Consider the following 26,386-nt stretch of genomic DNA (forward strand, 5'->3'; position numbering starts at 1 on the left):
AAAGGACTCTGACCCCTTCTTTTTTCTCTCTTCTACGTGGCGGGACGCGCGCGCGGACGGTCAGGGCCGGGTGGGAGGGGTTGGTGGGGGCGTGGAGCGCCATGGATGGCGCGACACGAGGCCCGCAGGAGCGGCTCTTGCCGTCCCCCACCAACTCCTCCCGCCCGGGCCCAGCCCAACAAACCGCGCAGTTCGCGCCCCACCACGAGCGGCTGCGCCGTTCGCGGACTCAGGCCGCCAGTGCGGCGTCCACGGCTTCGCGCACGCGGGCGTCGTCCGCGGTTACATCCGGGGCGAAACGGGCGATGACCTGGCCGTCGCGGCCGATCAGGAACTTCTCGAAATTCCACAGGATGCCCGGTGCCGGCCGGGCCAGATCCTTGGCCGCCAGGCGTTCGCGCATCGGACCTTCGCCGATCGCCTGCGGTTGGGCGGCGATCAGCTGCTGGTACAGCGGATGCACGTCATCGCCGGCCACGCTGATCTTGGCGAACATCGGGAAGCTGACGTCATAGGTCAGCTGGCAGAACTGCTGGATGTCCGCTTCGCTGCCCGGCTCCTGGCCGAGGAAGTTGTTGGCCGGGAAACCGAGGACCTCAAGGCCCTGCGCCTGCTTTTCCGCGTACAGCTTCTGCAGGCCTTCGTACTGCGGGGTCAGGCCGCACTTGGAGGCAACGTTGACCACCAGCAGCACCTTGCCGCGGTAATCAGCCAGCGAGGCCGGCTGGCCTTCGATGGTGGTGACGGGAACATCCTGGATCGACTGGGTCACGGCGGACTCCTGGTTACGAGATGGGAAGGTAATGCATCACGCAGGGGACGCGCGGCAGCGCGCGCTCAATCCACGCAGATCGTGCCCTGGGCAACGCCGCCATCGATGCGCTGGCGGCAGCCGAAGTTTTCGCTGGCATCGCGCTGGCAGACACCGGAGGCCGGCGAGCCGGCAACCACTTCACCGATGGCCAGGCACTGGCCGCTGCAGTCGGCCTTGGCGTTGCAGGTCTTGCCGGCATCGGCATACGGCACCACGCACTGCACGCGCTGCAGGCGTCCCAATGGACGCAGCTCGCCGCCCTGCGCGGTGCACGCGGCGGCGTCCAGCGCGGCCACCGCCGGCACCGTGTCGGCGGCCGTCGCGGCGGCATCCGGACGGCTGCCACCGAAAGCACAACCGGCGAGGGAGGTCACCAGCAGCAGGCTGGCCAGCAGGGAAAGGCGCATCGGCGGTATCCATCAGGTGCGAATGAGATGCCGAGGATACCGAAGCGATGTGTCTACTCCCCGTCAGGCGCCACCAGTTGCTGCACGGTGTCGGGCTGCAGTTCAGGCGGCAGTGCCTTCTTGGCCTTGCTGCCCAACTCGGCCAATCGTCGCGCACGGCTGATCGCCGAATGGCGTGAATCCTGCAGGCGGTTGCGGGCATTGGAGAAGGCGGCAGTGGCGTCTTCGAGCTTCTTGCCGACGTTGTTGAAATCGCTCAGGAATGCCATCAGCGCGTCCAGCACCAGCCCCCCGGCGTCGCTGATCTGCAGCGCCTGCTTCTGCACCTTGTCGCGCGTCCACAGCCGTTCGGCCACGCGCAGCAGCGCCATCAGCGTATTGGGCGAAGCGAACACCACCTTGTTGTCGAAGGCATAGGTCTGCAGCGAAGGATCGGCCGACAACGCCGCCGACAAGGCCCCTTCGATCGGCACGAAGGCGATGGTCACGTCCAGCGTCTGTTCTTCGCCCATCGCCTTGGGATAGTTGCGTACGCCGAGGTCGCGCACATGCGCGCGCAGCGCGGTGGCATGCCGCAGCAGCGCTTCGCCGCTGGCTTCGGGGGTCACCGCGTTCATGGCTTCCTGCCACGCCACCAGGTTGACCTTGCTGTCGACCACGATGCTGCGCTGGTCCGGGAAGTTCACCACCACGTCCGGGCGCAGGCGTTCGCCTTCGTCATCCACCACGTGCTGCTGGCGCTTGTAGTGCACGCCTTCTTCCAGCCCGGAGCCGCGCAGCACGGTTTCCAGCATCAGCTCGCCCCAGTCGCCGCGCACCTTCGCATTGCCCTTCAAGGCGTTGGTGAGGGCCGCGGCCTGCGAGGCCATGTCCTGGTTGAGCGTCTTCAGTTCGCCCACCGCGCCGAGCAGGCTGGCGCGTTCGCGGGCTTCTTCGGCGTACAACACGTCGACCCGGCCGCGGAATTCCTGCAGGCGTTCGGTGAACGGTTTCAGCAGGTTCTCGATGTCCTGCCGCGACTGCCCGGTGGCATGGCGTACGTTCTTCTCGAACTGCTGGCCGCGCTCTTCGAAGACCTTGCCGGCCAGTTCGGCGAAGGCGCCGCTCAGCTTCTCCTTGGCGCTGTCCAGGTAGGCGCGCAGTTCGTCGCTGGCCTGCTGGGAGTGCTGCAGGTTGGCCTGCAGGCGGGTGTGCTCGCCATGCAGCTGCTGGTAGCTTTCGCGCTGGGCCTGCAGCTGCTGCTGCGTTTCAGCCAGCTGTGCCTGCAGCTGCTGCAGGGCGTTGCCGCGTTCGACCAGGCGGGTGTCACGCTCGCTGGCCAGTGCGGCGTCGCGTTCGATGCGCCCCTGTGCCGCGCTGAGTGCCTGCTGCGCTTCCAGTCCACGTCGGCGTTCGCCTTCGATGTCGTCCTGCAGCGACTGCAGGCGGCCACGCAGCTGGCCGGCGTCGACCTGCGCGGCCAGGCTGCGGTCGCGTTCGTCGGCAAGCGCCTGGCGCAGGGCGTCCAGCTCGTGGGGGTCGGTGCCGCCGCCGGAACGGCGCAGCACCACCACCAGCAGGACAAGGATGACGGCCAGCAACAGCACGGCCAGTAGAGCAAGCGTCTGGGTTTCCATGCCGCTAGTTTAGGCGGCCGCCGTCTCATCCGCTGCGCCGGGGGTGGTCGAACGGGTGGAACCTCCTCGCGGCTGTCAGGCTTCGCGCAGGGGCCTGGTGTCGGGTGGGGCGGGGAGGTTATGCGGGGCACGCGCAAGTACGTCCATGTAGCTCTTCGCGGCTCCTGCCGCTCAAGGCCCCGCATAACCTCCCCGCCCCACCCGCTGACAGTTTTTCGCGCGGTGCCAGCCGCGTTGAAAAAGGATTGGGCGCGGGGCTTACCAGCCTTCCAGTACGATCTTGCCCTTGGCTTTCTGGCTTTCGATCAGTGCGTGCGCGCGGCGCAGGTTGGCGGCGTTGATGCGGCCCAGGTTTTCGCCCAGCGTGGTGCGCAGCACGCCGGCGTCGATCAGGCCGGCGACGCGGTTGAGCAGGGCGTGCTGCTGCTGCATGTCGGCGGTCTGGTGCAGCGGCCGGGCGAACATGAACTCCCAGTGCAGCGAGGCGCATTTGCGCTTCAGCGCCATCACGTCCAGCTGGCCGGGGTCGTCGATCAGGCCGAGCTGGCCCTGCGGTGCCAGCACTTCGATGATCTGTGCGTAGTGCTGGTCGGTGTGGGTCAGGCTGGCCACGTGTTCGGCGTGTGGGATGCCAAGCCGCGCCAGGCCTTCGGACAGCGGCTGGCTGTGGTCGATGACATGGTGCGCGCCCAGCGCGTACACCCAGTCCTGGGTTTCCGGGCGCGAGGCGGTGCCGACCACGGTCAGCCTGGTCAGCTGGCGTGCCAGCTGCACCAGGATCGAGCCGACGCCGCCGGCCGCGCCGATTACCAGCAGGGTCTGGCCTTCGCCGGTGCCCTCGGCGATGCGCAGACGGTCGAACAGCAGTTCCCAAGCAGTGATCGCGGTCAGCGGCAGCGCCGCGGCGCTGGCATCGTCCAGGCTGGACGGCTTGCGGCCGACGATGCGCTCGTCCACCAGTTGGTATTCGGCATTGCTGCCGGCACGATCGATGGCGCCGGCGTAGTAGACCTCGTCACCGGGCTGGAACAGGGTGACGTCACTACCGACCGCATCGACCACGCCCACGGCGTCGAAGCCGAGCACGCGCGGGGTTTCGGTGGCGGCGTTGCGGCGCACCTTGGCGTCGACCGGGTTCACCGCCACGGCCTTGACCGCCACGCGCAGGTCGCGCGGGCCGGGGGTGGGGAGGTCCAGATTGATGTCGACCAGCGATTTGGCGTCGTCCGGCGACAGGCCGGCGTGGGTATAGGCAACAGCGCGCATCGGGTAACTCCGCAGCGGGGGGAGGCGCTCAGGATGGACGCTGCAGGTGACGCTGGAAAGGCGCAGAATCAGGCATCACTTTCTCTGTTGTGGTGAAAATGGTCCGGTTCGACGACCTGCAGCTGTTCGTGCGCACCGCGGCGCTGGGCAGTTTCAGCCGTGCAGCGCGCGAGGTCGATCTGCTGCCCGGTCAGGTGGCCGCAGCGATCGCGCGGCTGGAGCGCGAGCTCGACCTGCGGCTGTTCGTGCGCACCACCCGCAGCCTGCGCCTGACGGCCGAGGGCGCGCAGTACCTGCCTTATGCGCAGGAAGGCCTGGCAGCGCTGCGCGAGGGCCAGGCGCGGGTACAGGGTGAAGCCGCCGAACTGGCCGGCACCCTGCAGGTGGCGGCGCCATCGGACCTGGGCCGCAACGTGCTGCTGCCCTGGCTGACCGCGTTCCGGCGTGCGCATCCGCGGCTGCAGCTGCACCTGCAGCTGTCCGACCAGGTGGCCGACGTGTTCCGCGATCCGGTCGATATCGCCTTCCGGCTCGGCCGCTTCGACAACGCCAGCTATGTCGCCCTGCCGCTGCTGGCGGGCAACCGCCGCGTGCTGGTGGCGTCTCCGGCCTACCTGCAGGCGCACCCGGCACCGGACAGCCTGGAGGCGCTGAAGGACCATGCCTGCCTGCTGTACCAGCTCGGCGGCCGCACCCATGACCGCTGGAGTTTCGAACAGGATGGCCGACGCAGCGTGGTCGCGGTGCGTGGCGCGCTGCTGTGCGACGACGCCGACGTGGTGCGGCGTTGGGCGGTGGCCGGGGAAGGCATCGCCTACAAATCGTGGCTGGATGTCGGCGATGACGTGCGTGCAGGACGCCTGCAGGTGCTGCTGGACGGCCAGGGCGAGAGCCTGCCGTTGAATCTGGTCTGCCCGCACCGCAAACAGTTTTCGCCGGCGGTGCGGCAGTTGCATGGGTTTCTGGGTGAGCGGCTGACGCCGTTGCTGCACGGGTTGCCCACCGCCCGGTAGTGACGGCCGCTGGCCGTCCGCGCTCTGCCTTGGTGGGTGACGACCGTTGGTCGTCACCGCTGCGCCGCTGCGCTCGCCGGGCACGGCTCGGCGCTACCGGACCGGTTGCCTCGGTAGTGACGGTCGCTGGCCGTCACTACAATGAAGGCCCCTGCGTTGAACGAGTGAGCCGCCATGCCGTGGATGGGCATCCAGGACCTGTGGACCTTCCTGGTCGCCGTGCTGGTGTTCCTGGCCCTGCCGGGTCCAGGCACCTTCACCCTGCTCACCGCCACCGGCCGCGGTGGCGTGCGGGGCGGCTACACGGCGTTGGCCGGCCTGCTGGTGGGCGACCAGATCCTGATGTGGCTGGCGCTGGCCGGCGTGGCCGCGCTGCTGAAAGCCAACCCGACCGTGTTCCATGCCGTGCAGTACCTGGGCGCGGCCTACCTGGTGTGGGTGGGCATCAGCCTGCTGCGCACGCCGAAAGCCGACGGCAGCGACCTGCCGGGCAGCGTGCGGCTGGCACCGGGCCACTATTTCCGCCAGGCGATCCTGGTCAGCCTGCTCAACCCGAAGGCCATCCTGTTCTACATGGCGTTCCTGCCGCTGTTCATCGACCCGCGCCAGCACCAGGGCGTGGCCACGTTCGCCGCGCTTGCCGGCATCATCTTCGTGGTCAGCGTGGCGTACTGCTCGCTGCTGATCGGCGCCGGCAACCTGGCCCGTCGTCGGTTGATCCAGCATCCGCGCATCAGTGATGTGCTGCGACGCGTGGCCGGGGTGTTCCTGCTGGGCTTCGGCATCCGGCTCGGGCTGAATGGCTGAGGCGTTGTGCCGATTCCGGCAGCGGTTGCCGGGTGCAGCGCCAAGCGGTTTGTCAATGAGCGTCCGTCAGTAGTAATGCTGCGCCGCATTCGGTCACACTCGGGCACTTGTCGTTCCCAGTCACCACGAGGCCCGAATGTCTTTGCTCCGGCGCAAATCCCTGGATACCGTCACCGTCCATGAAGCCGGAAGGCAGCTGGTCCGCACACTGAGTTGGCCGCACCTGATCGCGCTGGGCATCGGCGCCATCGTCGGCACCGGCATCTACACGCTGATCGGTGTGGGCGCCAACCTGGCCGGCCCGGCGGTGTTGATCTCCTTCGCCATCGCCGGTGCGGTCTGCGCCTGCGCCGCGCTGTCCTATGCCGAGCTGGCAACGATGATGCCGGCCTCGGGCAGTGCCTATACCTACAGTTACACCGCGCTCGGCGAAATTTTCGCGTGGGTGGTCGGCTGGAGCCTGATCCTGGAGTACTCGCTGGTGGTGAGTACCGTGGCGGTCGGCTGGTCCGGCTACTTCGTCGGCTTCCTGGAATGGGTGAACAACCAGATGGGCATCGACATCCGCCTGCCGCTGGCGCTGTCGGCGGGTCCGCACGTGGAAGGCGGCCTGTTCAACCTGCCGGCCGTGCTGATCACCTGGCTGGTGGCGGGTGGCCTGATGCTGGGCACCAAGGAAAGCGCCACGCTCAACGCGGTGCTGGTGGTGTTGAAGATCATCGCGCTGGGCGTGTTCGTGGCGGTGGCGCTGCCCGCCTTCGACAGCGCCAACCTGCAGCCGTTCATGCCATATGGCTTCGCCAAATCGCTGGGCCCGGATGGGCTGGAGCGCGGCGTGATGGCGGCGGCGGCGATCATCTTCTTCGCCTTCTACGGCTTCGATGCGATCGCCACCGCCGCCGAAGAAACCAGGAATCCGGGCCGCGATCTGTCGATCGGCATCATCGGTTCGATGGTCGGCTGCACCATCATCTACATGCTGGTCGCGCTGGCCGCCGTCGGTGCGATGAGCTATGCGGTGTTCGGCAGCAGTGCCGAGCCGCTGGCACTGATCATGCGCCAGCTGGGCCACCCGACTGCCGCGCTGATCATCGGCATCGTGGCCATCGTGGCCTTGCCCACCGTGCTGTTGGCTTTCATGTTCGGCCAGAGCCGGGTGTTCTTCGTCATGGGCCGCGACGGCATGCTGCCGCGCCGCCTGTCCAATGTCAGCAAGCGCACCGGCACGCCGGTGGCGACCACCTTGTTCAGTGCCCTGCTGGTATCGGCACTGGCCGGCGTGGCGCGGCTGGATGAAATCGCCGCACTGGCCAACGCCGGCACGCTGGCCGCCTTCACCGCAGTGGGCGTGTGCCTGGTGGTGATGCGCCGCCGTGAACCGGACCGCGCACGTACCTTCCGCACGCCGCTGGCCTGGATCGTCGGTCCGGCGGCCGCGCTGGGCTGTGTGTACCTGTTCTTCAGCCTGCCGCACAGCACCCAGCTGTATTTCCTGATCTGGAACGTGATCGGGCTGGCGGTGTACTTCCTGTACAGCCGCCGCAACGCGGTGCTGGGCCGCTAGGCAGTGACGGCCGCTGGCCGTCAATCGGTGTGACGGCCAGCGGCCGTCACTACCGCGTGGTCAGGGGCGGGCGTGGTCCTGCGCCTGCTGCATCACCCGCAGCAGGTTGCCGCCCCAGATGCCGGCGATCTGCTTTTCGTCGTAACCGCGGCGCAGCAGCCAGGCGGTGATCTTCGGCAGCTGGCTGACATCGCGCAGGTCGGTCAGCCCGCCGCCGCCATCCCAGTCCAGGCCGATGCCAACGTGTTCGGGGCCCACCACGTCGAGGATGTGGCCCATGTGCGCGAAGAAGTCATCCAGGCTGGCGTGGCGCACCGGGTACTGCCGGTCCAGCGCCTCTTCCCCGCGCTGCAGTTCCTCGCCCTGCGCGATGCTCATGCCTTCCCAGCCACCCAGCCGCTTGCTCAGCGCGTCTTCGGCGTCCTTGCGCTCGGGGCTTTTGCCGGGATCCACCAGGTAGCCGCCGTAGGCGTTCACCTGGATCACCCCGCCGGCCTTGGCCAGCTGGCGCAGGCGCGCATCGTCCAGATTTCGCGGGTGGTCGTGGATCGCCCTGGCCGAGCTGTGCGACAGCACGAACGGTACCGGCATCATCGCGATGAGCTGGTCGAATACCGCATCGGAGGCATGCGACTGGTCGATGACGATGCCCCGTTTCACCGCCTCTTCGACCAGCGCGCGGCCGGCCGGGCTCAGCCCGTTCCATTCCGGCCCTTTCGGGTTGGTAGCCGAATCGGCGAACTCGTTGTTGGCGAAGTGCACGGTGCTCAGCATGCGCAGCCCGGCCTGGTGGTAGAAGCGCAACAGGCTGGGATCGGCCACCAACGGACTGGCGTTTTCCATGCTGATGAACACCACGCGCTTGCCGTCGGCCTTGATCCGCAGCGCATCGGCCGGGGTCAGCGCCAGCGCGAAGCGGTCGCCGTGGGCGGCCAGCATGGTGCGGATGTCGAGCAGCCGCTGCAGGCCGGCATCGCGATCGCGCAACTGGGCGGCGGCACTGCGGTCGCCCTGGCCGGTGTAGATCGCCCAGAAGCCGCCGTCCAGCGCCCCTTCCACCATGCGCGGGTAATCCACCTGGGACAGCGCGTTGTGGTCATGGCGGTTGTCGATGTCGAAGCCATCGCGGGCGAAGTTGGCCGGCGTATCCAGATGGCTGTCCAGGGTCAGCAGGCGCTGCTGCAGGGCCTTGGCGCGCTGCAGTTCGGCGGCGCTGAAATCGATGGCATGGGCGGACAACGGCGTGCTGAGCGCCAGGGCGAGCAGCAGCGGCAGGCGACGCAGGATCATGCAGGTCTCACCGGGAACGGGGAGACCTGACGATAGCCTGCGCGCCTTGGCGGGTCCATGTGACGACCAACGGTCGTCACCCACCGGGGTTGGTCGTCACCCACCGGGGTTGGTCGTCACCCACAGGGGTTGGTCGTCACCCACCGGGTTGGGTCCGTACGCGGTTACAGCACGCGGCAGAACACAGCCTTGAGGTAGCGCGATTCCTGCACGTGGGCCATGAACGGGTGGTCGGGACCGGCGCCGGACACCTTGAGGATCTGGATGGTGCGGCCGGAATAGAACGCCGCACGTCGCAGCATGTCCAGGAACTGGTCTTCGGCCACCAGGCCGGTGCACGAGAACGTGGCGAACAGGCCACCCGGCTTGACCACGCCGAGCGCCAGCTTGTTCATATCCAGGTACTTCTTCAGCGCGCTGATGACCTGGTCGCGGTCACGGGTCATCTTCGCCGGGTCCAGGATCACCACGTCGTACTGCTCGCCGCGGTTGGCCGCATCGCGCAGCCACGGGAAGATGTCGGACTGCACGAACTTCGGCCGCACGTTGTTGAGCTTGGCGTTGCCCTTGGCGATCTGGATCACGTCCTCGTCGATGTCGATGCCCACCACTTCACTGGCACCGCGTGCGGCGGCGTACACCGCGAAACCGCCGGTGTTGCAGCACAGGTCGAGCACGGTCTTGCCTTCGACCTGCTGGCTCAGCCACTCGCGGTTGTCGCGCTGGTCGGCGAAGAAGCCGGTCTTGTGCGCGCCGGCCGGGTCGGCGCGGAACTTGACGCCGTACTCGGTGATCACCGAGGCATCGGTGGTGGTGTTGCCATGGAAATCGAAGCTTTCCTGCTTCTGCACGTGTTCGTCGGCGAAGCTGTGGAAGCGGCAGCCCGGGAACTGTTCGCTCAGCGCCTCGTAGATCCATTCGCGGTGGCGGAACATGCCGGCGGCGAAGAACTCCACCACCACCAGGTCGCCATAGCGGTCCACCACCAGCCCGGACAGGCCGTCGCCTTCGCTGTGCACCACGCGCCACGCATCGCTGACCGCATCCAGCTTCAACACGTCACGGCGCAGTTCCACCGCCTGGGCGATCTTGCGCGAGAACCAGCCGGCGTCGACCGGCACGCGCTCGTCGGTTTCCAGGATGCGCACGGCGATGCGCGAATGCCCGTTGTAGAAGCCCCGCCCGATGAAGTCCCCTTCCACGCCGAAGACGTCGACGATGGTGCCGGGCTTGGGCCGGACGGCCGGTTTTTCGACCAGTTTCTGGAAGATCCACGGGTGGCTGGAACGCCAGGCATTCTTGAGACGGACTGAGGGGGCAGAGGTATTCATCGGCCTATTGTAATCGCTGGGGTGGGCAAGGCCGCTGACCGTCCCCGCGATTCGCGCGATCGACGGCCAGCGGCCCTCACTACCCGGTGATTGACGCGGCGCCGGGATGCCCGCAGAATCGGCGCCAGAAGGGGAGTAGCTCCCAACGTTGTCGCCGTCAATTCGAGCCCGCAGGCTCCGGTGCAGCGGCAGTCCCACCACATCGGGGCTGCGAGCGAGACCTTCGCCGTACCGGCGAAGCTCTGTCCCTGGATCCCCCTCCCGATCCTCCGTTGCAGATCCTCGCCGTCCGGCTTGAGGCTTTTTTCTTTTTCCCAACGGACAACCCATGCAGACGATCGGTAATTTGTGGTTATGGCTCGGCTTCGGCGCGGTGGTGATCATCGCGCTGCTGGTCGACCTGGTGTTGATGCGCCACGGCGGCCCGCACAAGGTCACCTTCAAGGAGGCCCTGTGGTGGTCGATCGGCTGGGTGCTGCTCGCCCTGGCCTTCAATGGTGGCCTCTGGTACTACCTGAACGAGACCGCCGGACAGGTGGTGGCCAACAAGGTCGGCCTGGAGTTCCTGACCGGCTATCTGGTCGAAAAAGCGCTGGCCGTCGACAACATCTTCGTCTTCCTGATGATCATGGGCTACTTCGCAGTGCCCGAGGAACAGCGGCAGAAGGTGCTGATCATCGGCATCCTGGGCGCGATCGTGCTGCGTACGATCATGATCTTCGCCGGCAGTGTGCTGATCACCAAGTTCCATTGGCTGCTCTACGTGTTTGGTGCCTTCCTGCTGTTCACCGGCTGGAAGATGTGGTTCTCGGCCGGTCAGGAGCCGGACCTGGAGACCAACCCGGCCCTGCGCTGGATGCGCAAGCACCTGCGCCTGCTGCCGGACTACGCCGGTAATGCGATGAGCGTCATGCGCGATGGCAAGCGCTGGTACACCCCGCTGTTCGCCGTGCTGATCCTGATCGCGGTGACCGACGTGATCTTCGCGGTGGACAGCATTCCGGCCATCTTCGCCATCACCACCGACCCGTTCATCGTGCTGACCTCGAACGTGTTCGCGGTGCTGGGCCTGCGCGCGATGTTCTTCCTGCTGGCCGGCATGGCCGATCGCTTCCACCTGCTGCCGTACGGTCTGGCACTGGTGCTGGGCTTCATCGGCATCAAGATGATGATCATCGACCTGTTCAAGATCCCGACCCCGATCTCGCTGGGCGTGGTCGCGCTGATCATCGCCATCACCGTGGTGCTGAGCCTGAAGATCCCGCCGAAGCACGACAAGGCCTGATCGATCGCGTTACCGGTCCTGCGGGGCCGGCAGCGCGCGCCGCAGCAACGGGCCGACGGGATTGTCCCGCCGGCCCGTTTTACTTTCCCACCCCGCCGGGGTTGGTTTCGCCCCCGCCACCGCCATTGCTTGGATATGAACGCCAACGCACCCGTGCCCGCCGGCGCCGACCCGGCCCCACCTACCGATCGCCTGCGCATCCTGCGCGCCTTCAACCTGAGCCTTGGTGCCGTGGTGCTGCTGGTGGCCGTGTTCGCGCTGCAGGACTACTTCGACTGGCGGCCGTGGGCGGTGGCGCCGTTGGAGCTGGCCGGGCTGCTCGGGCTGCTCGGTGCACCGTTGCTGCATGGATCGGTGGAACACATCGCCGCCAACAGCGTGGCCCTGCTGATCCTCGGCACCCTTGCCGGCAGCGTCTATCCGAAAGCGACCCTGCGCGCGCTGCCGCTGCTGTGGATCGGCTCCGGCATCGGCGCCTGGCTGCTGGGCGACCCGGGCAGCCGACACCTCGGCGCCAGTGGCGTCACCCACGGCCTGATGTTCCTGCTGGCCAGCCTGGGCCTGCTGCGCCGCGACCGCGCCGCCATCGCCACCGGGCTGATCGGCATGCTGTTCTACGGCGGCATGTTGATGACCGTGCTGCCGCATACCCCGGGCGTGTCCTGGCAGTCGCACATGGGCGGCGCGTTCGCCGGCATCATCGCCGCGCTGCTGTTCCGCAACAGCGACCCGATGGCGGCCCGCCCACGCTACAGCTGGGAAGACGAAGAAGATGCCATCGAAGCGCTGCCCGACGACGAGCTGGAGCCGCCCTCGCCGCGCCAGGTGCCGGTGCTGTGGCAGCCACGCGAAGGCCACGACTACGTGGTGCTGCCGTTCCGACGCCCAGGCCAGGATGACGCACCGCGCTGATCGCCTGCCGGCTGCTTCTGCCGGGTGACGACCGTTGGCTGCTTCTGGTGGGTGACGACCGTGGGCTGCTTCTGGTGGGTGACGACCGTGGGTTGCCTTGGTGGGTGACGACCGTTGGTCGTCACGCTGTTGCTCTCTTGCCGCTGCGCTCGCCGAGCGTGGCTCGGCGCTACCGGCACCTGCGCCCCTCGCTAGTGACGGCCGCTGGCCGTCCTGCTGTGGCGCCTGCTCCGATAGGTGACGACCGTTGGTCGTCATGCTCTCCCGCTTTCAAATTTCCGTCATAGACGCGGCTCGACCGGTTTGCCCACCATGTACCGGCTGGAATCCTCAGGTCCAGCCGGGATTGGCATCCTGTCGCGGATTCCCCGAAACGCCCGCGCGCCAACCCGCACCGTCCGCCACGCGCATCGGATGCACGTGACCAGCTGCGAGGAAACACCGCATGGGAGCCTTCCCACCCCCTGGCGCATCGATCGACGACATGGTGCTGTATCTGGTGATCGCCGGTCTGCTGCTGGTAGTGGGCCTGCTGCTCTTCTACATCGCATTGCGCGATCCCGTGGGCCGCCGCTGCTGCCGCTGCGGCGATCCTCGCCGCTGTCCGTTGCGCCGCGGCCGCGGCTCCAGCCTGTCTGCCGGCAAATAGCCGCTCAGCGGCCGTCGACCGCCTTGCGACCCAGCGCCGGATCATCGGTGAAGAACGCATCGATGCCGGTGGCGAGGTAAGCCCGCATTTCCGCGATGGAGCCATCGGGGTTGCGTGCGTTGGCGTCACCGCTGCGCAGGTTGGCGGCGATGAAAAGATTCTCCGGGCGGAAGGTGTAGGGAACCACCATCAAGCCCGCCGCATGCGCATCGCGTACCAGCGTGGTCGGCTGGCCCAGGGCGCCCTTGGCGTCCAGCGGAATGATCGAACGCAGCTCCGGCCCGATGCCGTCAGCATAGGTCGCAATGTCCGCCAGCCCGTCAGGTGTCAGCATCCGTGCATAGGTCAGCGCACCGCCCGCCTTGGCCACGTCGGCCGGCCTGGCGTCGCCCTTCCAGGTCAGCTGCAGCAGGCGGATGTTGCTGCCGCGGCCGAGCTTGCCGCGCAGGTAACGCAGGTTGGCGGTCTCGAAGGACTGCAGCGTCACCGGACCCACCTTGGTATACGGGTTGGCCTGCAGCGCGGCCAGCACTTTGTCTTCCATCGGCAGGCCGATGGACTGGAAGTAGCTGGGGTGCTTGATCTCCGGTACCAGCCCGATGCCCCGGTTGGCACGGCCGGCCTGCTGCACCAGGAAGGCCAGGATTTCATCGAAGCTGGCAATGCGGAACTGCCCGTCGAAGGCGGTGCTGCGCTGCTGTGGCAGGCGCTCGCGTGCGTAGAGCGTCTTCAGTTCGGCCAGGGTGAAGTCTTCGGTGAACCAGCCCTCGACCTGTTCGCCGTCGATGGTCCTGGTGGTGCGGCGATCGGCGAACTCCTCGCGGGAAGCGACGTCGGTGGTCCCGCCGATCTCGTTCTCGTGGCGGGCCACCAGCTGCCCGTCCTTGGTCATCACCAGGTCCGGCTCGATGTAATCGGCGCCATCGGTGATGGCCTGTGCATAGGCCGCCAGAGTGTGTTCGGGCAGCAGCGCACTGGCCCCGCGGTGGGCATAGACCGAGGCCTTGCCCGGTGCAGCTGATGAAGATTCGGCGCTCATGGCCAACGATGGTGCCACGGCCAGCGACAACAGCACTGCACAACCCCACGACTTCACGGACTATCCCCTTGGTGGATGACGAATGCGGCGAGTATGCGTCTGCAATATGACAGGGGGAGGTAGCGGGTCTGTAGGCGGTGCGCGGGCATTTGTGCAAGCGCTTGTTGCACAAATGCCCGGAACGCCGAGTGAGCGGCGATTGAACAGGGCAGCCAACTGAAGTCGGCTCCACCAGCCGGCTCCCGCCCTACTTCCCTATGCAGAAGCTGGAGAAGATCCGGCCCAGCAGGTCATCGGCGCTCATCGCGCCGGTGATCTCGCCCAGCGCCTCGTGCGCCAGCCGCAGTTCTTCGGCGGCCAGTTCCAGGTGCTCGTGTGCCAGCTCGCCATCGGCCTGCAGTGCGTGTTCCTGCGCGCGCTCGATGGCGTCGACATGGCGGGTGCGCGCGGAGAACTCGCCGTCCACCTGTTCGCCGGCACCGGCGCTGGCGATCGAACGCAGGCGCGCATGCAGGTCGTCCAGGCCGGCACCGGTCGCGGCGGACACGAACACCCGGTCCGGGTCATCGCTGCCCTGCCCCGTGCCGCTCGGCAGCAGGTCGGATTTGTTGTGGATGTAGACCTTGTGCGGCACGTCCAGCACCGATGCGCCGATCGCCGCTTCACCGGCGGCGGGATCGCGCGCATCCAGCACGATCAGCGCAAGATCCGTGCGCTCTATTTCCACCCGCGCACGACGCATGCCTTCGCGTTCAATCGCATCACCGCCATCGCGCAGGCCAGCGGTATCCACCAGGGTCAGCTCCAGGCCGTCCAGCCGGATGGTCTCCCGCAGGGTGTCGCGGGTGGTGCCGGCGATGTCGGTGACGATCGCCCGCTCGCTGCCGGCCAGCGCGTTGAGCAGCGAACTCTTGCCGGCATTCGGCGGGCCGATCAGTACCGCATGCAGGCCATCGCGCAGGCGGCGGCCGCGTTCGGCATCGCGGCGCAGCAGCGCCAGGGTTTCACGTGCCTGCAGCAGGCCACGCCGCATCTGCTCACCGCCCAGTGTATCCAGCGGTTCATCGGCGAAATCGATGGCGGCCTCGACGTGGATGCGCAACCTGACCAGTTGTTCGGCCACCTCGTCGACGCGGCGCGAGAACAGCCCGTCCAGCGAGCGGCGTGCGGCACGCGCAGCGCGATGGTCGCCGGCCGCGATCAGGTCGGCGATTGCCTCGGCCTGGGCCAGATCCAGCTTTCCATTGAGGAAAGCCCGTTCGCTGAACTCACCCGGCCGCGCCTGGCGCGCACCCAGCGCGATGCAGCGTGCCACCAGCTGCTGCAGCACGACCGGGCTGCCGTGGCCCTGCAGTTCCACCACTTCTTCGCCGGTGAAACTGTTCGGTGCCGGGAACCACAGCACGATGCCGTCGTCGATCACCTCGTTGTCGGCATCGCGCAGGCGCGCGTAATGCGCATGACGCGGACGCAGCACGGGTGCCCCGAGCAGGTGGGCGATGGTCGCCGCACGCGGTCCGGAAAGGCGCAGCATGCCCACCCCGCCTGCGCCGGCGGCCGTGGCGATGGCAACAATGGTGTCGGTAGCGGTGGTATCCATGGCGGTCATTGTGCGGGGTTGGTCTGCCGTCGGCCAGAAGCAGGAAACCCGCCTTGCGGCGGGTTCCTGTGCGGCTTACTTCTTGGTGGCGATGGCCGGGACCGGATCGCCGCCGTGGCGCTTGGTCATCCACCACTGCTGCAGCAGGCCCAGGCCGCCGTTGACCACCCAGTACAGGACCAGGCCGGACGGCATGAAGGCCATCATGACGCCGAACACGATCGGCATCATCTGCATCATCTTCTGCTGCATCGGGTCCATGCCCGGTGCCGGGGTCAGCTTCTGCGTGGCCCACATCACCGCCACGTTGATCACCGGCAGGATGAAGTACGGATCGCGCGCGGTCAGGTCCTGGATCCAGCCCAGCCACGGCGCCTGGCGCAGTTCGACCGACTCCACCAGCACCCAGTACAGGGCGAAGAAGATCGGCATCTGGATGAGGATCGGCAGGCAGCCGCCCATCGGATTGATCTTTTCCTTCTTGTACAGCTCCATCATCGCGGTCTGGAACTTCTGGCGGTCATCGCCGTAGCGTTCCTTCAGCTGCGCGATGCGCGGCTGGAAGCGACGCATCTTCGCACCACTCTTGTACTGCACCGCCGACAGCGGATACAGCACCATCTTCAGCAGCACCACCAGGCCGACAATCGCCCAACCCCAGTTGTTGACCAGCTTGTGCACCTGGTTCAACACCCAGAACAGACCCTGGCCGATCACCGCCATCAGCGAGAAGCGGCTGTAGTCGACCACACGATCCAGGCCCTTCACGTCTTCCTTGGCGATCAGGTTGACCAGCTTCGGACCCACCCACAGGCGGGCTTCGCTGCTGACCTGCTGGCCGGGCGCGACGTTGAAGGCCGGGCCACGCGCTTCGATCTGGTCGCGGCCGTTGTTCTGCGACAGCACGTAGTGCGCGACCTGGTCGGACTGCGGGATCCACGCGGTGAAGAAGTGGTGCTGCAGCATCGCCAGCCAGCCACCGGTGATGTTCTTGTTCAGCGCACCGTCGTCCATGTAATCAGCGAAGGCACGACGCTCGTAGCCGCCTTCGGTGCTGAACCAGGTTGCGCCGTTGAAGCTGAAGGAATCCGGGTTGGTCATGCTGCGCGACAGGATGGTCGGGCTGCGGTCCAGCGTGCGGTAGACGAAGCCGTTCCACGGCGCCGTGCCCTGGTTGCGGACCACGTCCTTGACCTTGATCGCGTACTCGTTGCGCGACAGGGTCAGGGTGCGGTCGATCACCACGCCGTTCGGGCCATTCCAGACGAACGGGATCTGCAGTTCCTTCTGGCCGTCGGCCAGCACGAACTCGCGCTGGTCACCGACCAGCGTGAAGCCATCGGCGCCCGGGACCGGCACGCTCTTGTCTTCGCTGGCCCAGCCGCTGATCGCGCTGTACGGATGCGCGGGGTCTTCGGTCAGCAGGCGCACCGGCGGGCTGTTGTCGGCCTTGGTCTGCGGGAACTGCAGCAGCTCGGCGTCCAGCACACGGCCGCCATCGAGCACCAGGCGCAGCACGTCGGTGGTGACGGTCACGCGCTGGGCGGCGGGGGTAGCGGTCGCCTGGGCGGTCGTCGCCGCCGCCGTGGCGCCGGGCACCTGTGCACCGGGCACGCCGCCGGGCGTGGCGCCGGGGACGGCCTGGGTGGCAGCGGCCACGGCGGTCGTGGTCTGCGTGACCGGCGGTGCGGCCTTTTCGCGGCCCCACTCCATCCACAACAGCACGGCCACCATCAGCCAGGCAAAGATAAGGAAAATACGGGTCTGGTTCATCAGCGGACAGGCTCTGCGGTGCCGGGGCGTGGTGCCGGCTCGTTCGAAGAAGGCGATGCGACGCCGTCGGAAGGCGGCATTGTGCCGTCCACGACCGGGGCGGGCAATGCACCAAGGCGTCGCAACAGGCGCAGGAAGGCCTGGCGGATCTCATCGTTGCTGGCGGCACGCGCAGCACTACGTGCCACGACGACAATGTCGCCCGGCAGCAGGTCAGCGCGGCAATGTCGCAAGGCGTCGCGCAGGACGCGCTTGATCCGGTTACGCCCTACGGCGTGCGGATCCACCTTGCGTGAAACGGCCAGACCCATCCTGGCCGGCCGGTCTCCTGGCAGCCAGTGAAGGGTCATCAGCGGTTCGGACACCCGGCGGGCGCCGTTGAAGACCGTAGAATATTCGGCACGCGTGCGAACCCGCGCAGAGCGAGGGAATCGCTTGCGCGGGTCAGCAGTACTCACTATCGGAAGGATTGCGTCTGCCGCGGACAGCGGCATGGCAATCAGGCGCTCAGGACTTTGCGGCCCTTGGCGCGGCGACGCGACAGGATCTTGCGGCCGTCAGCGGTCTTCATACGGGCACGGAAACCGTGGTCGCGCTTACGCTTGAGGTTGCTGGGCTGGAAAGTGCGCTTGGTGGCCATGTTGGGCCTCTCGTATGAAATGGACGGAAAGAACCGGAAATTCTAGAGGTACATACCCCCTCGCGTCAAGTCCTTGTGACTACGCGATTTCATGGGGCTGTGCAATAGCTGTGGATGATTTTGTGAATAACTGCGGGACAAGCATTCCAGAGGCCGCCCGGCGATGGTAGTCTGAGTCATCCTTTTCCCCCTTTCCGGCCTGTCGGGACGGTGCTTTCAAGCGCCTGACCACCGGCCCAAGATGATTATTGCCGATGGATGCCTGGTCCCGTTGTCTGGAACGCCTTGAAGCGGAGTTCCCGCCTGAAGACGTTCACACCTGGCTGAAGCCGCTGCAGGCTGATCTGCGCGCTGACGCCTTGATCCTCTTCGCCCCCAATGCCTTCATCGTCGACCAGGTGCGCTCGCTGTACCTGCCGAGGATCCGCGAACTGCTGACCCACTTCGCTGGTTTTGGCGACGTTTTTCTTGAAATCGGCTCGCGTCCGCGCCCCATGGAGACGCAGATCGCGTCGAATCCGGGGCTGTTCAGCGGTGGTGCCTCGCCAGCGCTGCCGCCGGCGGCGAGTGCGCCGGTGGTGCCGTTCGCCGGCAACATGGATTCGCACTACACCTTCGCCAACTTCGTCGAAGGCCGCAGCAACCAGCTGGGCCTGGCGGCGGCGTTCCAGGCCGCGCAGCGTCCGGGTGACCGCGCGCACAATCCGCTGCTGCTGTACGGCGGCACCGGCCTGGGCAAGACCCATCTGATGTTCGCGGCCGGCAACGCGATGCGCGAAGCCAACCCGCACGCCAAGGTGCTCTACCTGCGTTCGGAGCAGTTCTTCAGCGCGATGATCCGGGCCCTGCAGGAAAAGACCATGGATCAGTTCAAGCGCCAGTTCCAGCAGGTGGACGCGCTGCTGATCGATGACATCCAGTTCTTCGCCGGCAAGGACCGCACCCAGGAAGAGTTCTTCCACACCTTCAACGCCCTGTTCGACGGCAAGCAGCAGATCATCCTGACCTGCGACCGGTATCCGCGCGAAGTCGAAGGCCTGGAAGCGCGCCTGAAGTCGCGTCTTGCCTGGGGCCTGTCGGTGGCCATCGAACCACCGGACTTCGAAACCCGCGCCGCCATCGTGCTGGCCAAGGCACGCGAGCGTGGCGCTGAGATCCCCGACGATGTGGCGTTCCTGATTGCCAAGAAGATGCGCTCCAACGTGCGCGACCTCGAGGGCGCGCTGAATACCCTGACCGCGCGGGCCAATTTCACTGGCCGTGCGATCACCACGGAGTTCGCCCAGGAAACCCTGCGCGATCTGCTTCGGGCCCAGCAGCAGGCCATCAGCATTCCCAACATCCAGAAAACCGTTGCCGACTACTACGGCCTGCAGATCAAGGATCTGCTGTCCAAGCGTCGGACCCGGTCGCTGGCGCGTCCGCGCCAGGTCGCGATGGCCCTGACCAAGGAACTGACCGAGCACAGCCTGCCCGAGATCGGCGACGCCTTCGCAGGGCGGGACCACACCACGGTGCTGCACGGCTGCCGCCAGATCCGGACGTTGATGGAAACCGACGGCAAGCTGCGGGAAGACTGGGACAAGCTCATTCGCAAGCTGAGCGAATGATGCACGTACGCCGTTGAGGCGTCATCGCACAAAACGGTGCAGAATCCGGGGGCAAGCACGGGGCATGTTGTGGATAAAAAAGGCGTTCCTGATCCAGGAAATTCCATCCACAGCTTTCCCCCCTGTCTGAAGGGCGGTATTCCATAGGGTTTCGAGGCATTAAAACCCTTTGGATTCAAATACTTGAGTGTGTTTTCCCTGAATTCTGGCTCTACCATCACCACCAAGCTTTTGATTTATTCCATATTTTTTAAAGCATAGGGGCACGGAACCACATGCGTTTCACACTGCAGCGCGAAGCCTTTCTCAAGCCGTTGGCGCAAGTCGTCAATGTGGTCGAACGCCGCCAGACCTTGCCGGTTCTGGCCAACTTCCTCGTACAGGTGCAGGACGGGCAGCTTTCGCTGACCGGTACCGACCTGGAAGTGGAAATGGTGTCGCGGATCGCAGTTGAAGACGCCGAGAACGGCGAAACCACCATTCCCGCCCGCAAGCTCTTCGAGATCATCCGCGCCCTGCCCGATGGCAGCCGGATCACCGTCTCGCAGACCGGTGACAAGATCACCGTGCAGGCCGGGCGCAGCCGTTTCACCTTGGCAACCCTGCCCGCCAACGACTTCCCATCGGTGGACGAAGTGGAAGCCACCGAGCGCGTTGCGATCGGCGAAGCCACCCTGAAGGAACTGATCGAACGCACCGCGTTCGCGATGGCCCAGCAGGACGTGCGCTACTACCTCAACGGCCTGCTGTTCGACCTTCGCGGCGACACGCTGCGCACCGTTGCCACTGATGGGCACCGCCTGGCGCTGTGCGAAACCGATCTCGCCAAGCCCAGTGGTTCCAAGCGCCAGATCATCGTGCCGCGCAAGGGCGTGACCGAACTGCAGCGCCTGCTGGAAAGCGGTGATCGCGAGATCGAGCTGGAAGTCGGCCGCAGCCACGTGCGCGTCAAACGCGACGATGTGACCTTCACCTCGAAGCTGATCGATGGTCGTTTCCCGGACTATGAGGCCGTGATTCCGATCGGTGCCGACCGTGAGGTCAAGGTGGATCGTGAAGCGCTGCGTGCCTCGCTGCAGCGTGCCGCGATTCTGTCCAACGAGAAGTACCGCGGCATCCGCGTGGAAGTCTCGCCGGGCAATCTGAAGATCAGCGCGCACAACCCGGAGCAGGAAGAAGCCCAGGAAGAGATTGAAGCGGAAACCACCGTCAGCGATCTCGCGATTGGCTTCAACGTGAATTACGTTCTGGATGCCCTTTCGGCACTGCGCGATGAGTACGTCATCGTGCAGCTGCGCGATTCGAACTCCTCGGCGCTGGTGCGTGAAGCCAGCAGCGAGAAGTCGCGCCACGTGGTGATGCCGCTGCGTCTCTGACGCTCGGTTCCACGTGGAACAGGAAACGCCCGACTGGTTCGGGCGTTTTTTTTTGTTCCACGTGGAGCATCGTCGTTGCGCTGCGAATCAGCCGTGCACTAGCTGCCGTCTGGCTGTACGCAGCTGGCACTGAGGCCCGACCAGCCGCTGGCGATATATCTGGGACTTTCGGTGAATCTGCCGTGTTGCTGCGGATTGCTTCGCGCTGCTCTGTAGGCGGCTATCCACACCCCACCCGGGCCTGTTCGGAGGGGCTGCCAAGCTTTTGAATCTGGGTATAAATCTAAAGCATGGTGGTGATGGTAGGGCCAGATTTCATGTATAAGTTGCCTATCTAACTGATTTAAAAGGAAATGTTGACCTCGAAACCCCCCCTCGAATCGGGGGGCGGGCTGGGGGAATACCTGTGGATAGAATCCAGGCCGTGTTCAAGTGCCTTTTTTATCCACAGATTGCCCAGTGGTTGTGTATAAGTCATCCAGAGGTTTCCCAGCCCCGTTTCGCGGATGCCGTGAATCCTTTGAAATCTGAGACTGCCCGCGGGCTGGGGCCCAGCAGAATTCAACGATTTCACTCCCCCCACGTGGAACCGTCTCCAGGGACGTGCCTGGATTTCTTGAAATCTGGTGCGCGCCGTGGCCTTGGACCCGCAGAACGCAACGGATTTCGGCCACCACAGGGCGCGCCCTGACCGCACTCCCGCACCCGGTGGAGCACTTGACCGATGCAGTAAGCTGGTAGATCGCTCAACTCCCCGCACCCTCGGTGCCGCTCAGCCCCTCCATGCAGATCCGCCGTCTTTCCCTCCACCAGATCCGTCGGTTCGACGCGGCAGAACTGTTGCCGCAGCCCGGCATCAACCTGCTGACCGGCGACAATGGCGCGGGAAAGACCAGCGTCCTGGAAGCACTGCACCTGATGGCCTATGGGCGCAGCTTCCGCGGGCGGGTTCGCGACGGTTTGATCCGCCAGGGACAGGAATCGCTGGAAATCTTCGTGGAATGGGACGAATCGAATGCGGAGGGCAGCGAAATCCGCCGCCGCGCGGGTCTTCGTCATTCCGGGCAGGACTGGAAAGGCCGTCTGGACGGTGAAGACGTCGCGCAGCTGGGGAATCTGTGCGCGGCCTTGGCGGTGGTGACCTTTGAGCCGGGCAGCCACGCCTTGGTCAGCGGCGGCGGCGAACCCCGTCGCCGATTCCTGGATTGGGGCTTGTTCCACGTGGAACCTGACTTCCTTTCCCTGTGGCGACGCTATTCGCGTGCCCTGAAGCAGCGCAATGCCCTGCTCAAGCAAGGTGGCTCGCCGCGGATGCTGGACACCTGGGACCACGAGCTGTCCGACGCCGGTGAACCGTTGACCAGCCGGCGTCTGCACTACCTGGAACGGCTGCAGGCCCGGGCCGTGGAACTGGCGGCAAATATTGCGCCCCAGCTGGACATGCAGTCGATGACGCTCAGCCCCGGCTGGCGGCGGCAGGAGGTTTCGCTCGCCGATGCCCTGTTGCTGGCTCGTGAACGCGATCGCCAGGCCGGGTACACCTCCGTAGGGCCACACCGTGCCGACTGGAGTGTTGGTTTTGGCAGCATTCCAGGCCGTGATGCGCTGTCCCGCGGACAGGCAAAGCTGACCGCCCTCACCTGCCTGTTGGCGCAGGCCGAAGACTATGCGGTGGAGCGCGGGCATTGGCCCGTGATAGCGCTTGATGATCTGGGATCCGAACTGGATCGCCACCACCAAGGGCGGGTGCTGGACCGTCTGCTGGTCGGCCCCGCACAGATTTTCATTACCGCCACGGAGACCCCGCCACCGCTGCTCGACCGCACCGACATCGCGCGGTTCCACGTGGAACATGGACACGTGAACGGTGTGCCATAGTGGTCCGTCGGGGTAGACCTGCCCGGCTGGTATAATTCAGGTTGCACCACCCCCTCTTTCTCGGCGCGCCAGTGGTTGGCGCCCGACCTGCGGAGCCTACGGCGAGCGCAATGACTGACGAACAGAACACCCCTGCAAACACTGGCACCTACGACGCCAACAGCATCACGGCGCTGGAAGGCCTGGAGGCCGTCCGCAAGCGCCCCGGCATGTACATCGGCGACGTCCACGACGGCACCGGCCTGCACCACATGGTGTTCGAAGTCGTCGACAACTCGATCGATGAGGCGCTCGCGGGCCACGCCGACCACGTCTCGGTGACGATCCATGCAGATGGTTCAGTAGGTGTCTCGGACAACGGACGCGGCATTCCGACCGGCAAGCATGAGCAGATGAGCAGGAAGCTGGATCGCGAGGTCTCGGCTGCCGAGGTCGTGATGACGGTCCTGCATGCCGGCGGCAAGTTCGACGACAACAGCTACAAGGTTTCCGGCGGCCTGCACGGCGTGGGTGTCAGCGTGGTCAACGCGCTTTCGCAGAAGCTGACCCTGGACATCTACCAGGGCGGTTTCCATTACCACCAGGAATACGCAGACGGCGCTGCGGTGATGCCGCTGCAGCAGGTCGAAGCCAGCACCAAGCGCGGTACCACCCTGCGCTTCTGGCCGTCGACCAAGGCATTCCACGACAACGTCGAGTTCCACTACGACATCCTCGCCCGTCGCCTCCGCGAGCTTTCGTTCCTCAATTCGGGCGTCAAGATCGTTCTGATCGACCAGCGCGGAGAAGGCCGTCGTGACGATTTCCATTACGAAGGCGGCATCCGCAGCTTCGTGGAGCATCTTGCCCAGCTGAAGACTCCGCTCCATCCGAATGTGATCTCGGTCGTGGGCGAGCACAGTGGCATCACCGTGGAAGTGGCATTGCAGTGGACCGATTCCTACCAGGAAACGATGTACTGCTTCACCAACAACATTCCGCAGAAGGATGGCGGCACCCACCTGGCCGGTTTCCGCGGCGCGCTGACGCGCGTGCTGAACAACTACATCGAACAGAATGGGATCGCCAAGCAGGCCAAGATCAACCTGACCGGCGATGACATGCGCGAAGGCATGATCGCCGTGTTGTCGGTCAAGGTGCCTGATCCCAGCTTCTCCAGCCAGACCAAGGAAAAGCTGGTCAGCTCGGACGTCCGTCCGGCGGTGGAAAACGCATTCGGCCAACGCCTGGAAGCCTTCCTGCAGGAAAATCCGAACGAAGCCAAGGCCATCGCAGGCAAGATCGTCGATGCCGCGCGTGCCCGCGAAGCGGCCCGCAAAGCGCGCGATCTTACCCGCCGCAAGGGTGCGCTGGACATCGCCGGCCTGCCGGGAAAGCTCGCCGACTGCCAGGAAAAGGATCCGGCACTGTCCGAACTGTTCATCGTCGAGGGTGACTCGGCAGGTGGCTCGGCCAAGCAGGGCCGCAACCGCAAGAACCAGGCCGTGCTGCCGCTGCGCGGCAAGATCCTCAACGTGGAACGCGCGCGCTTCGACCGCATGCTGGCCTCCGACCAGGTCGGCACGCTGATCACCGCGCTGGGCACCGGCATCGGGCGGGACGAGTACAACCCGGACAAGCTGCGCTACCACAAGATCATCATCATGACCGACGCCGACGTCGATGGTGCGCACATCCGTACGCTGCTGTTGACGTTCTTCTACCGTCAGATGCCTGAGCTGATCGAACGTGGCTATGTGTATATCGGCCTGCCGCCGCTGTACAAGATCAAGCAGGGCAAGACCGAGTTGTACCTGAAGGACGATCCGGCGCTCGACGCGTACCTGGCCAGCAGCGCGGTGGAAAACGCCGTGCTGGTGCCGGCGGCCGGCGAACGCGGCATCGAAGGCGTGGCGCTTGAAAAGCTGCTGCTCAGCTATGCCGGCGCGCTTGAGGCGATTTCGCGCAACGCGCACCGCTATGATCGGCAGCTGCTTGAATCGCTGGTGGATTTCATTCCGATGGACCTGGAGCACCTGCGCAACGCGCCGGCCGGCGAAGGCCTGGATGCCCTGGCCGCCCGGCTCAACCAGGGCAGCCTGGGCTCGGCGCGCTTCACGCTGGAACTGCAGGAACCCAACGACCAGCGTCCGGCTGCCGTGCTGGTGACCCGTCGCCACATGGGCGAAGAACACATCCAGGTGCTGCCGCTCGCGGCCTTCGATGGCGGTGAACTGCGCGCGCTCTACCAGGCCGCCAGCCTGCTGCATGGCCTGGTCCGCGACGGTGCCACGATCGGTCGCGGCGCCAAGTCGATCGAAGTGTCCAGCTTCGCCCAGGCGCAGGCGTGGTTGCTCGACGAAGCCAAGCGTGGACGCCAGATCCAGCGATTCAAGGGCCTGGGCGAAATGAATCCCGAGCAGCTGTGGGATACCACGGTCAACCCGGATACCCGTCGCCTGCTGCAGGTGCGCATCGAAGATGCGGTCGCCGCAGACCAGATCTTCAGCACCTTGATGGGGGACGTGGTCGAACCGCGCCGTGACTTCATCGAAGACAACGCGCTGAAAGTCGCCAACCTGGATATCTGACACAATCGAAGGTTGCAGGCGCCCGCATGATCGCGGGTGCCTGCGTTCCTTTTCTGCTGCAGGACGCGCATGTCGACACGCACCCAGGTTCCACCGCCGCCACTTCCCGGCGTCTCGCCGCCCCCCCCGCGCGGTAGTGGCTCACCGGTTGCCGGTTTCCTGATCGACCTCGGCCTGGCGGCGCTCATCCTGTTCGGTCTGAGCCTGCTTGCCGGACTGTTGTGGGGCGCGGTGCAGGGCATGATGGTCGGTGCCCAGCTGGCAGCCAGCGGCGCGGCCCCGCCCACGCCGGACGGCATCAGTAACCAGCTGGGTCAACCGGGCGCGCTGGCACAGGTCCTGATGGCGCTTTTCGCTACCGGTGGCGCAGCGCTGATCCTGTATTTCTGGCGCCGCCGGGCCACGCCCGCCGAACGTGAAACATCGCACCGTGCACTGGGCCGGCCGGCCACCTGGGGCTGGACCCTGTGGGTGGGGGCGTTGGTCATCATCGGCAGCAACGGCATCGGCTTCCTGGCCAAGCGGGCGGGCATCGAACCGGTACCGACCAACCTGGAATTGATGAGCAGCGCTGCAGCGCAGTTCCCTGTATTCCTGACGCTGTTTGCCGTCGTGCTGGCGCCGGCTTACGAGGAACTGCTGTTCCGCCGCGTGTTGTTCGGGCGTCTATGGCAGGCCGGGAAGCCGTGGCTTGGCGTGGTGCTGAGCAGCCTGGCGTTTGCCCTGGTCCATGAGATTCCTGGCACCACCGCGAATGGGCTCGCTGAAACGGCGCAGCTGTGGTTGATCTACGGCGGCATGGGCGCCGCCTTCTGCTGGCTTTACCAACGCACCGGCACGTTATGGGCACCGATAGGTGCGCACGCCCTTAACAACGCAGTGGCAATGGCCATGCTTATGGCATTCGGCACGACGTAATCGCACCGCGCCTGCTGCGATGCCGGCG

22 protein-coding genes are annotated in these 26,386 nt (G+C 65.9%); 11 read left to right on the forward strand and 11 right to left on the reverse strand.

Annotated elements, in window-relative coordinates; translation table 11 throughout:
• Positions 1-229: 229 nt before the first annotated feature.
• The 4 genes from ABE522_RS02420 to ABE522_RS02435 form a co-directional block, all read right to left on the reverse strand.
• A complete protein-coding gene (locus ABE522_RS02420) occupies positions 230-772 on the reverse strand; it encodes a glutathione peroxidase (protein ID WP_346590310.1) in 543 nt (180 codons plus the stop codon).
• Positions 773-837: 65 nt separating this feature from the next.
• Entirely contained in the window at positions 838-1,221 is a 384-nt protein-coding gene (locus tag ABE522_RS02425) for a hypothetical protein (RefSeq protein ID WP_346590311.1), read from the reverse strand.
• 53 nt (positions 1,222-1,274) lie between these two features.
• On the reverse strand, positions 1,275-2,837 hold the full coding sequence (locus ABE522_RS02430) for a DNA recombination protein RmuC (RefSeq protein ID WP_346590313.1): 1,563 nt from the start codon (positions 2,835-2,837) through the stop codon (positions 1,275-1,277).
• A 258-nt stretch (positions 2,838-3,095) separates the two neighbouring features.
• Positions 3,096-4,103 carry a zinc-binding alcohol dehydrogenase family protein gene (locus ABE522_RS02435; protein WP_346590314.1) on the reverse strand — a complete coding sequence of 336 codons (1,008 nt, stop codon included), beginning with the start codon at positions 4,101-4,103 and terminating at the stop codon, positions 3,096-3,098.
• Between the two features lie 98 nt (positions 4,104-4,201).
• Between ABE522_RS02435 and ABE522_RS02440 the strand changes: the two genes are divergently transcribed.
• From ABE522_RS02440 to ABE522_RS02450, 3 genes are all read left to right on the forward strand, one after another.
• Complete coding sequence (locus tag ABE522_RS02440) at positions 4,202-5,116, forward strand: LysR family transcriptional regulator (RefSeq protein WP_346590316.1); 915 nt, start codon at positions 4,202-4,204, stop codon at positions 5,114-5,116.
• Between the two features lie 174 nt (positions 5,117-5,290).
• Positions 5,291-5,923 carry a leucine efflux protein LeuE gene (gene leuE, locus ABE522_RS02445; RefSeq protein ID WP_101098179.1) on the forward strand — a complete coding sequence of 211 codons (633 nt, stop codon included), beginning with the start codon at positions 5,291-5,293 and terminating at the stop codon, positions 5,921-5,923.
• Positions 5,924-6,059: 136 nt separating this feature from the next.
• Positions 6,060-7,487, forward strand: a complete 1,428-nt coding sequence (locus ABE522_RS02450; RefSeq protein WP_346590318.1) for an amino acid permease — start codon at positions 6,060-6,062, stop codon at positions 7,485-7,487.
• A 60-nt stretch (positions 7,488-7,547) separates the two neighbouring features.
• Here ABE522_RS02450 and ABE522_RS02455 read toward each other — a convergent pair whose 3' ends face one another.
• Complete coding sequence (locus ABE522_RS02455) at positions 7,548-8,777, reverse strand: dipeptidase (protein ID WP_346590319.1); 1,230 nt, start codon at positions 8,775-8,777, stop codon at positions 7,548-7,550.
• Between the two features lie 164 nt (positions 8,778-8,941).
• On the reverse strand, positions 8,942-10,108 hold the full coding sequence (locus tag ABE522_RS02460; RefSeq protein ID WP_346590320.1) for a class I SAM-dependent rRNA methyltransferase: 1,167 nt from the start codon (positions 10,106-10,108) through the stop codon (positions 8,942-8,944).
• A 328-nt stretch (positions 10,109-10,436) separates the two neighbouring features.
• Here ABE522_RS02460 and ABE522_RS02465 point away from each other — a divergent pair, with 328 nt between their 5' ends.
• The 3 genes from ABE522_RS02465 (at position 10,437) to ABE522_RS02475 (ending at position 12,954) form a co-directional block, all read left to right on the forward strand.
• Positions 10,437-11,393 (forward strand): TerC family protein, encoded by a 957-nt coding sequence (locus ABE522_RS02465; RefSeq protein WP_042612151.1) that lies wholly within the window; start codon positions 10,437-10,439, stop codon positions 11,391-11,393.
• A gap of 135 nt (positions 11,394-11,528) precedes the next feature.
• Complete coding sequence (locus ABE522_RS02470) at positions 11,529-12,305, forward strand: rhomboid family intramembrane serine protease (RefSeq protein ID WP_346590323.1); 777 nt, start codon at positions 11,529-11,531, stop codon at positions 12,303-12,305.
• A gap of 484 nt (positions 12,306-12,789) precedes the next feature.
• Positions 12,790-12,954: a hypothetical protein gene (locus ABE522_RS02475; RefSeq protein ID WP_346590324.1), complete on the forward strand. Its 165-nt coding sequence runs from the start codon at positions 12,790-12,792 to the stop codon at positions 12,952-12,954.
• Between the two features lie 4 nt (positions 12,955-12,958).
• On the opposite strand, the gene ABE522_RS02480 is transcribed toward ABE522_RS02475, so the two are convergent.
• The 5 genes from ABE522_RS02480 to rpmH form a co-directional block, all read right to left on the reverse strand.
• Positions 12,959-14,050 carry a glycerophosphodiester phosphodiesterase gene (locus tag ABE522_RS02480; RefSeq protein WP_346590325.1) on the reverse strand — a complete coding sequence of 364 codons (1,092 nt, stop codon included), beginning with the start codon at positions 14,048-14,050 and terminating at the stop codon, positions 12,959-12,961.
• 190 nt (positions 14,051-14,240) lie between these two features.
• A complete protein-coding gene (mnmE, locus tag ABE522_RS02485; RefSeq protein ID WP_406846289.1) occupies positions 14,241-15,602 on the reverse strand; it encodes a tRNA uridine-5-carboxymethylaminomethyl(34) synthesis GTPase MnmE in 1,362 nt (453 codons plus the stop codon).
• Between the two features lie 66 nt (positions 15,603-15,668).
• Positions 15,669-17,366: a membrane protein insertase YidC gene (gene yidC / locus ABE522_RS02490; RefSeq protein ID WP_346590327.1), complete on the reverse strand. Its 1,698-nt coding sequence runs from the start codon at positions 17,364-17,366 to the stop codon at positions 15,669-15,671.
• Positions 17,366-17,860, reverse strand: a complete 495-nt coding sequence (rnpA, locus tag ABE522_RS02495; protein WP_346590329.1) for a ribonuclease P protein component — start codon at positions 17,858-17,860, stop codon at positions 17,366-17,368. The genes yidC and rnpA overlap by 1 nt, the downstream gene beginning before the upstream one ends.
• Before the next feature lie 5 nt (positions 17,861-17,865).
• Positions 17,866-18,006 carry a 50S ribosomal protein L34 gene (gene rpmH / locus ABE522_RS02500; RefSeq protein WP_006404565.1) on the reverse strand — a complete coding sequence of 47 codons (141 nt, stop codon included), beginning with the start codon at positions 18,004-18,006 and terminating at the stop codon, positions 17,866-17,868.
• 254 nt (positions 18,007-18,260) lie between these two features.
• On the opposite strand from rpmH, the gene dnaA reads away from it, so the two are divergent.
• From dnaA to ABE522_RS02525, 5 genes are all read left to right on the forward strand, one after another.
• Positions 18,261-19,616, forward strand: coding sequence for a chromosomal replication initiator protein DnaA (dnaA, locus tag ABE522_RS02505; protein ID WP_042612144.1), 1,356 nt, complete (start codon positions 18,261-18,263; stop codon positions 19,614-19,616).
• Between the two features lie 275 nt (positions 19,617-19,891).
• Entirely contained in the window at positions 19,892-20,992 is a 1,101-nt protein-coding gene (dnaN, locus tag ABE522_RS02510) for a DNA polymerase III subunit beta (protein ID WP_042612143.1), read from the forward strand.
• A gap of 783 nt (positions 20,993-21,775) precedes the next feature.
• Positions 21,776-22,870: a DNA replication/repair protein RecF gene (gene recF / locus ABE522_RS02515; protein WP_346590331.1), complete on the forward strand. Its 1,095-nt coding sequence runs from the start codon at positions 21,776-21,778 to the stop codon at positions 22,868-22,870.
• A 110-nt stretch (positions 22,871-22,980) separates the two neighbouring features.
• Positions 22,981-25,440 carry a DNA topoisomerase (ATP-hydrolyzing) subunit B gene (gene gyrB, locus ABE522_RS02520; protein WP_346590332.1) on the forward strand — a complete coding sequence of 820 codons (2,460 nt, stop codon included), beginning with the start codon at positions 22,981-22,983 and terminating at the stop codon, positions 25,438-25,440.
• Between the two features lie 69 nt (positions 25,441-25,509).
• Positions 25,510-26,358, forward strand: coding sequence for a CPBP family intramembrane glutamic endopeptidase (locus ABE522_RS02525; protein WP_346590333.1), 849 nt, complete (start codon positions 25,510-25,512; stop codon positions 26,356-26,358).
• The last annotated feature ends 28 nt before the right edge of the window (positions 26,359-26,386 follow it).

This window comes from Stenotrophomonas lacuserhaii, assembly GCF_039674585.1.
In the GTDB taxonomy this organism is placed as follows: Bacteria; Pseudomonadota; Gammaproteobacteria; order Xanthomonadales; family Xanthomonadaceae; genus Stenotrophomonas; species Stenotrophomonas pennii_A.

Bases quoted from the DNA above. Each gene is read 5' to 3' on its own strand.
- ABE522_RS02425 (WP_346590311.1), bottom strand. From the start codon at position 1,221: ATGCGCCTTTCCCTGCTGGCCAGCCTGCTGCTGGTGACCTCCCTCGCC.
- ABE522_RS02430 (WP_346590313.1), bottom strand. From the start codon at position 2,837: ATGGAAACCCAGACGCTTGCTCTACTGGCCGTGCTGTTGCTGGCCGTC.
- ABE522_RS02435 (WP_346590314.1), bottom strand. From the start codon at position 4,103: ATGCGCGCTGTTGCCTATACCCACGCCGGCCTGTCGCCGGACGACGCC.
- ABE522_RS02440 (WP_346590316.1), top strand. From the start codon at position 4,202: ATGGTCCGGTTCGACGACCTGCAGCTGTTCGTGCGCACCGCGGCGCTG.
- leuE (WP_101098179.1), top strand. From the start codon at position 5,291: ATGCCGTGGATGGGCATCCAGGACCTGTGGACCTTCCTGGTCGCCGTG.
- ABE522_RS02450 (WP_346590318.1), top strand. From the start codon at position 6,060: ATGTCTTTGCTCCGGCGCAAATCCCTGGATACCGTCACCGTCCATGAA.
- ABE522_RS02455 (WP_346590319.1), bottom strand. From the start codon at position 8,777: ATGATCCTGCGTCGCCTGCCGCTGCTGCTCGCCCTGGCGCTCAGCACG.
- ABE522_RS02460 (WP_346590320.1), bottom strand. From the start codon at position 10,108: ATGAATACCTCTGCCCCCTCAGTCCGTCTCAAGAATGCCTGGCGTTCC.
- ABE522_RS02465 (WP_042612151.1), top strand. From the start codon at position 10,437: ATGCAGACGATCGGTAATTTGTGGTTATGGCTCGGCTTCGGCGCGGTG.
- ABE522_RS02470 (WP_346590323.1), top strand. From the start codon at position 11,529: ATGAACGCCAACGCACCCGTGCCCGCCGGCGCCGACCCGGCCCCACCT.
- ABE522_RS02475 (WP_346590324.1), top strand. From the start codon at position 12,790: ATGGTGCTGTATCTGGTGATCGCCGGTCTGCTGCTGGTAGTGGGCCTG.
- mnmE (WP_406846289.1), bottom strand. From the start codon at position 15,602: ATGACCGCCATGGATACCACCGCTACCGACACCATTGTTGCCATCGCC.
- yidC (WP_346590327.1), bottom strand. From the start codon at position 17,366: ATGAACCAGACCCGTATTTTCCTTATCTTTGCCTGGCTGATGGTGGCC.
- rnpA (WP_346590329.1), bottom strand. From the start codon at position 17,860: ATGCCGCTGTCCGCGGCAGACGCAATCCTTCCGATAGTGAGTACTGCT.
- rpmH (WP_006404565.1), bottom strand. From the start codon at position 18,006: ATGGCCACCAAGCGCACTTTCCAGCCCAGCAACCTCAAGCGTAAGCGC.
- dnaA (WP_042612144.1), top strand. From the start codon at position 18,261: ATGGATGCCTGGTCCCGTTGTCTGGAACGCCTTGAAGCGGAGTTCCCG.
- dnaN (WP_042612143.1), top strand. From the start codon at position 19,892: ATGCGTTTCACACTGCAGCGCGAAGCCTTTCTCAAGCCGTTGGCGCAA.
- recF (WP_346590331.1), top strand. From the start codon at position 21,776: ATGCAGATCCGCCGTCTTTCCCTCCACCAGATCCGTCGGTTCGACGCG.
- gyrB (WP_346590332.1), top strand. From the start codon at position 22,981: ATGACTGACGAACAGAACACCCCTGCAAACACTGGCACCTACGACGCC.
- ABE522_RS02525 (WP_346590333.1), top strand. From the start codon at position 25,510: ATGTCGACACGCACCCAGGTTCCACCGCCGCCACTTCCCGGCGTCTCG.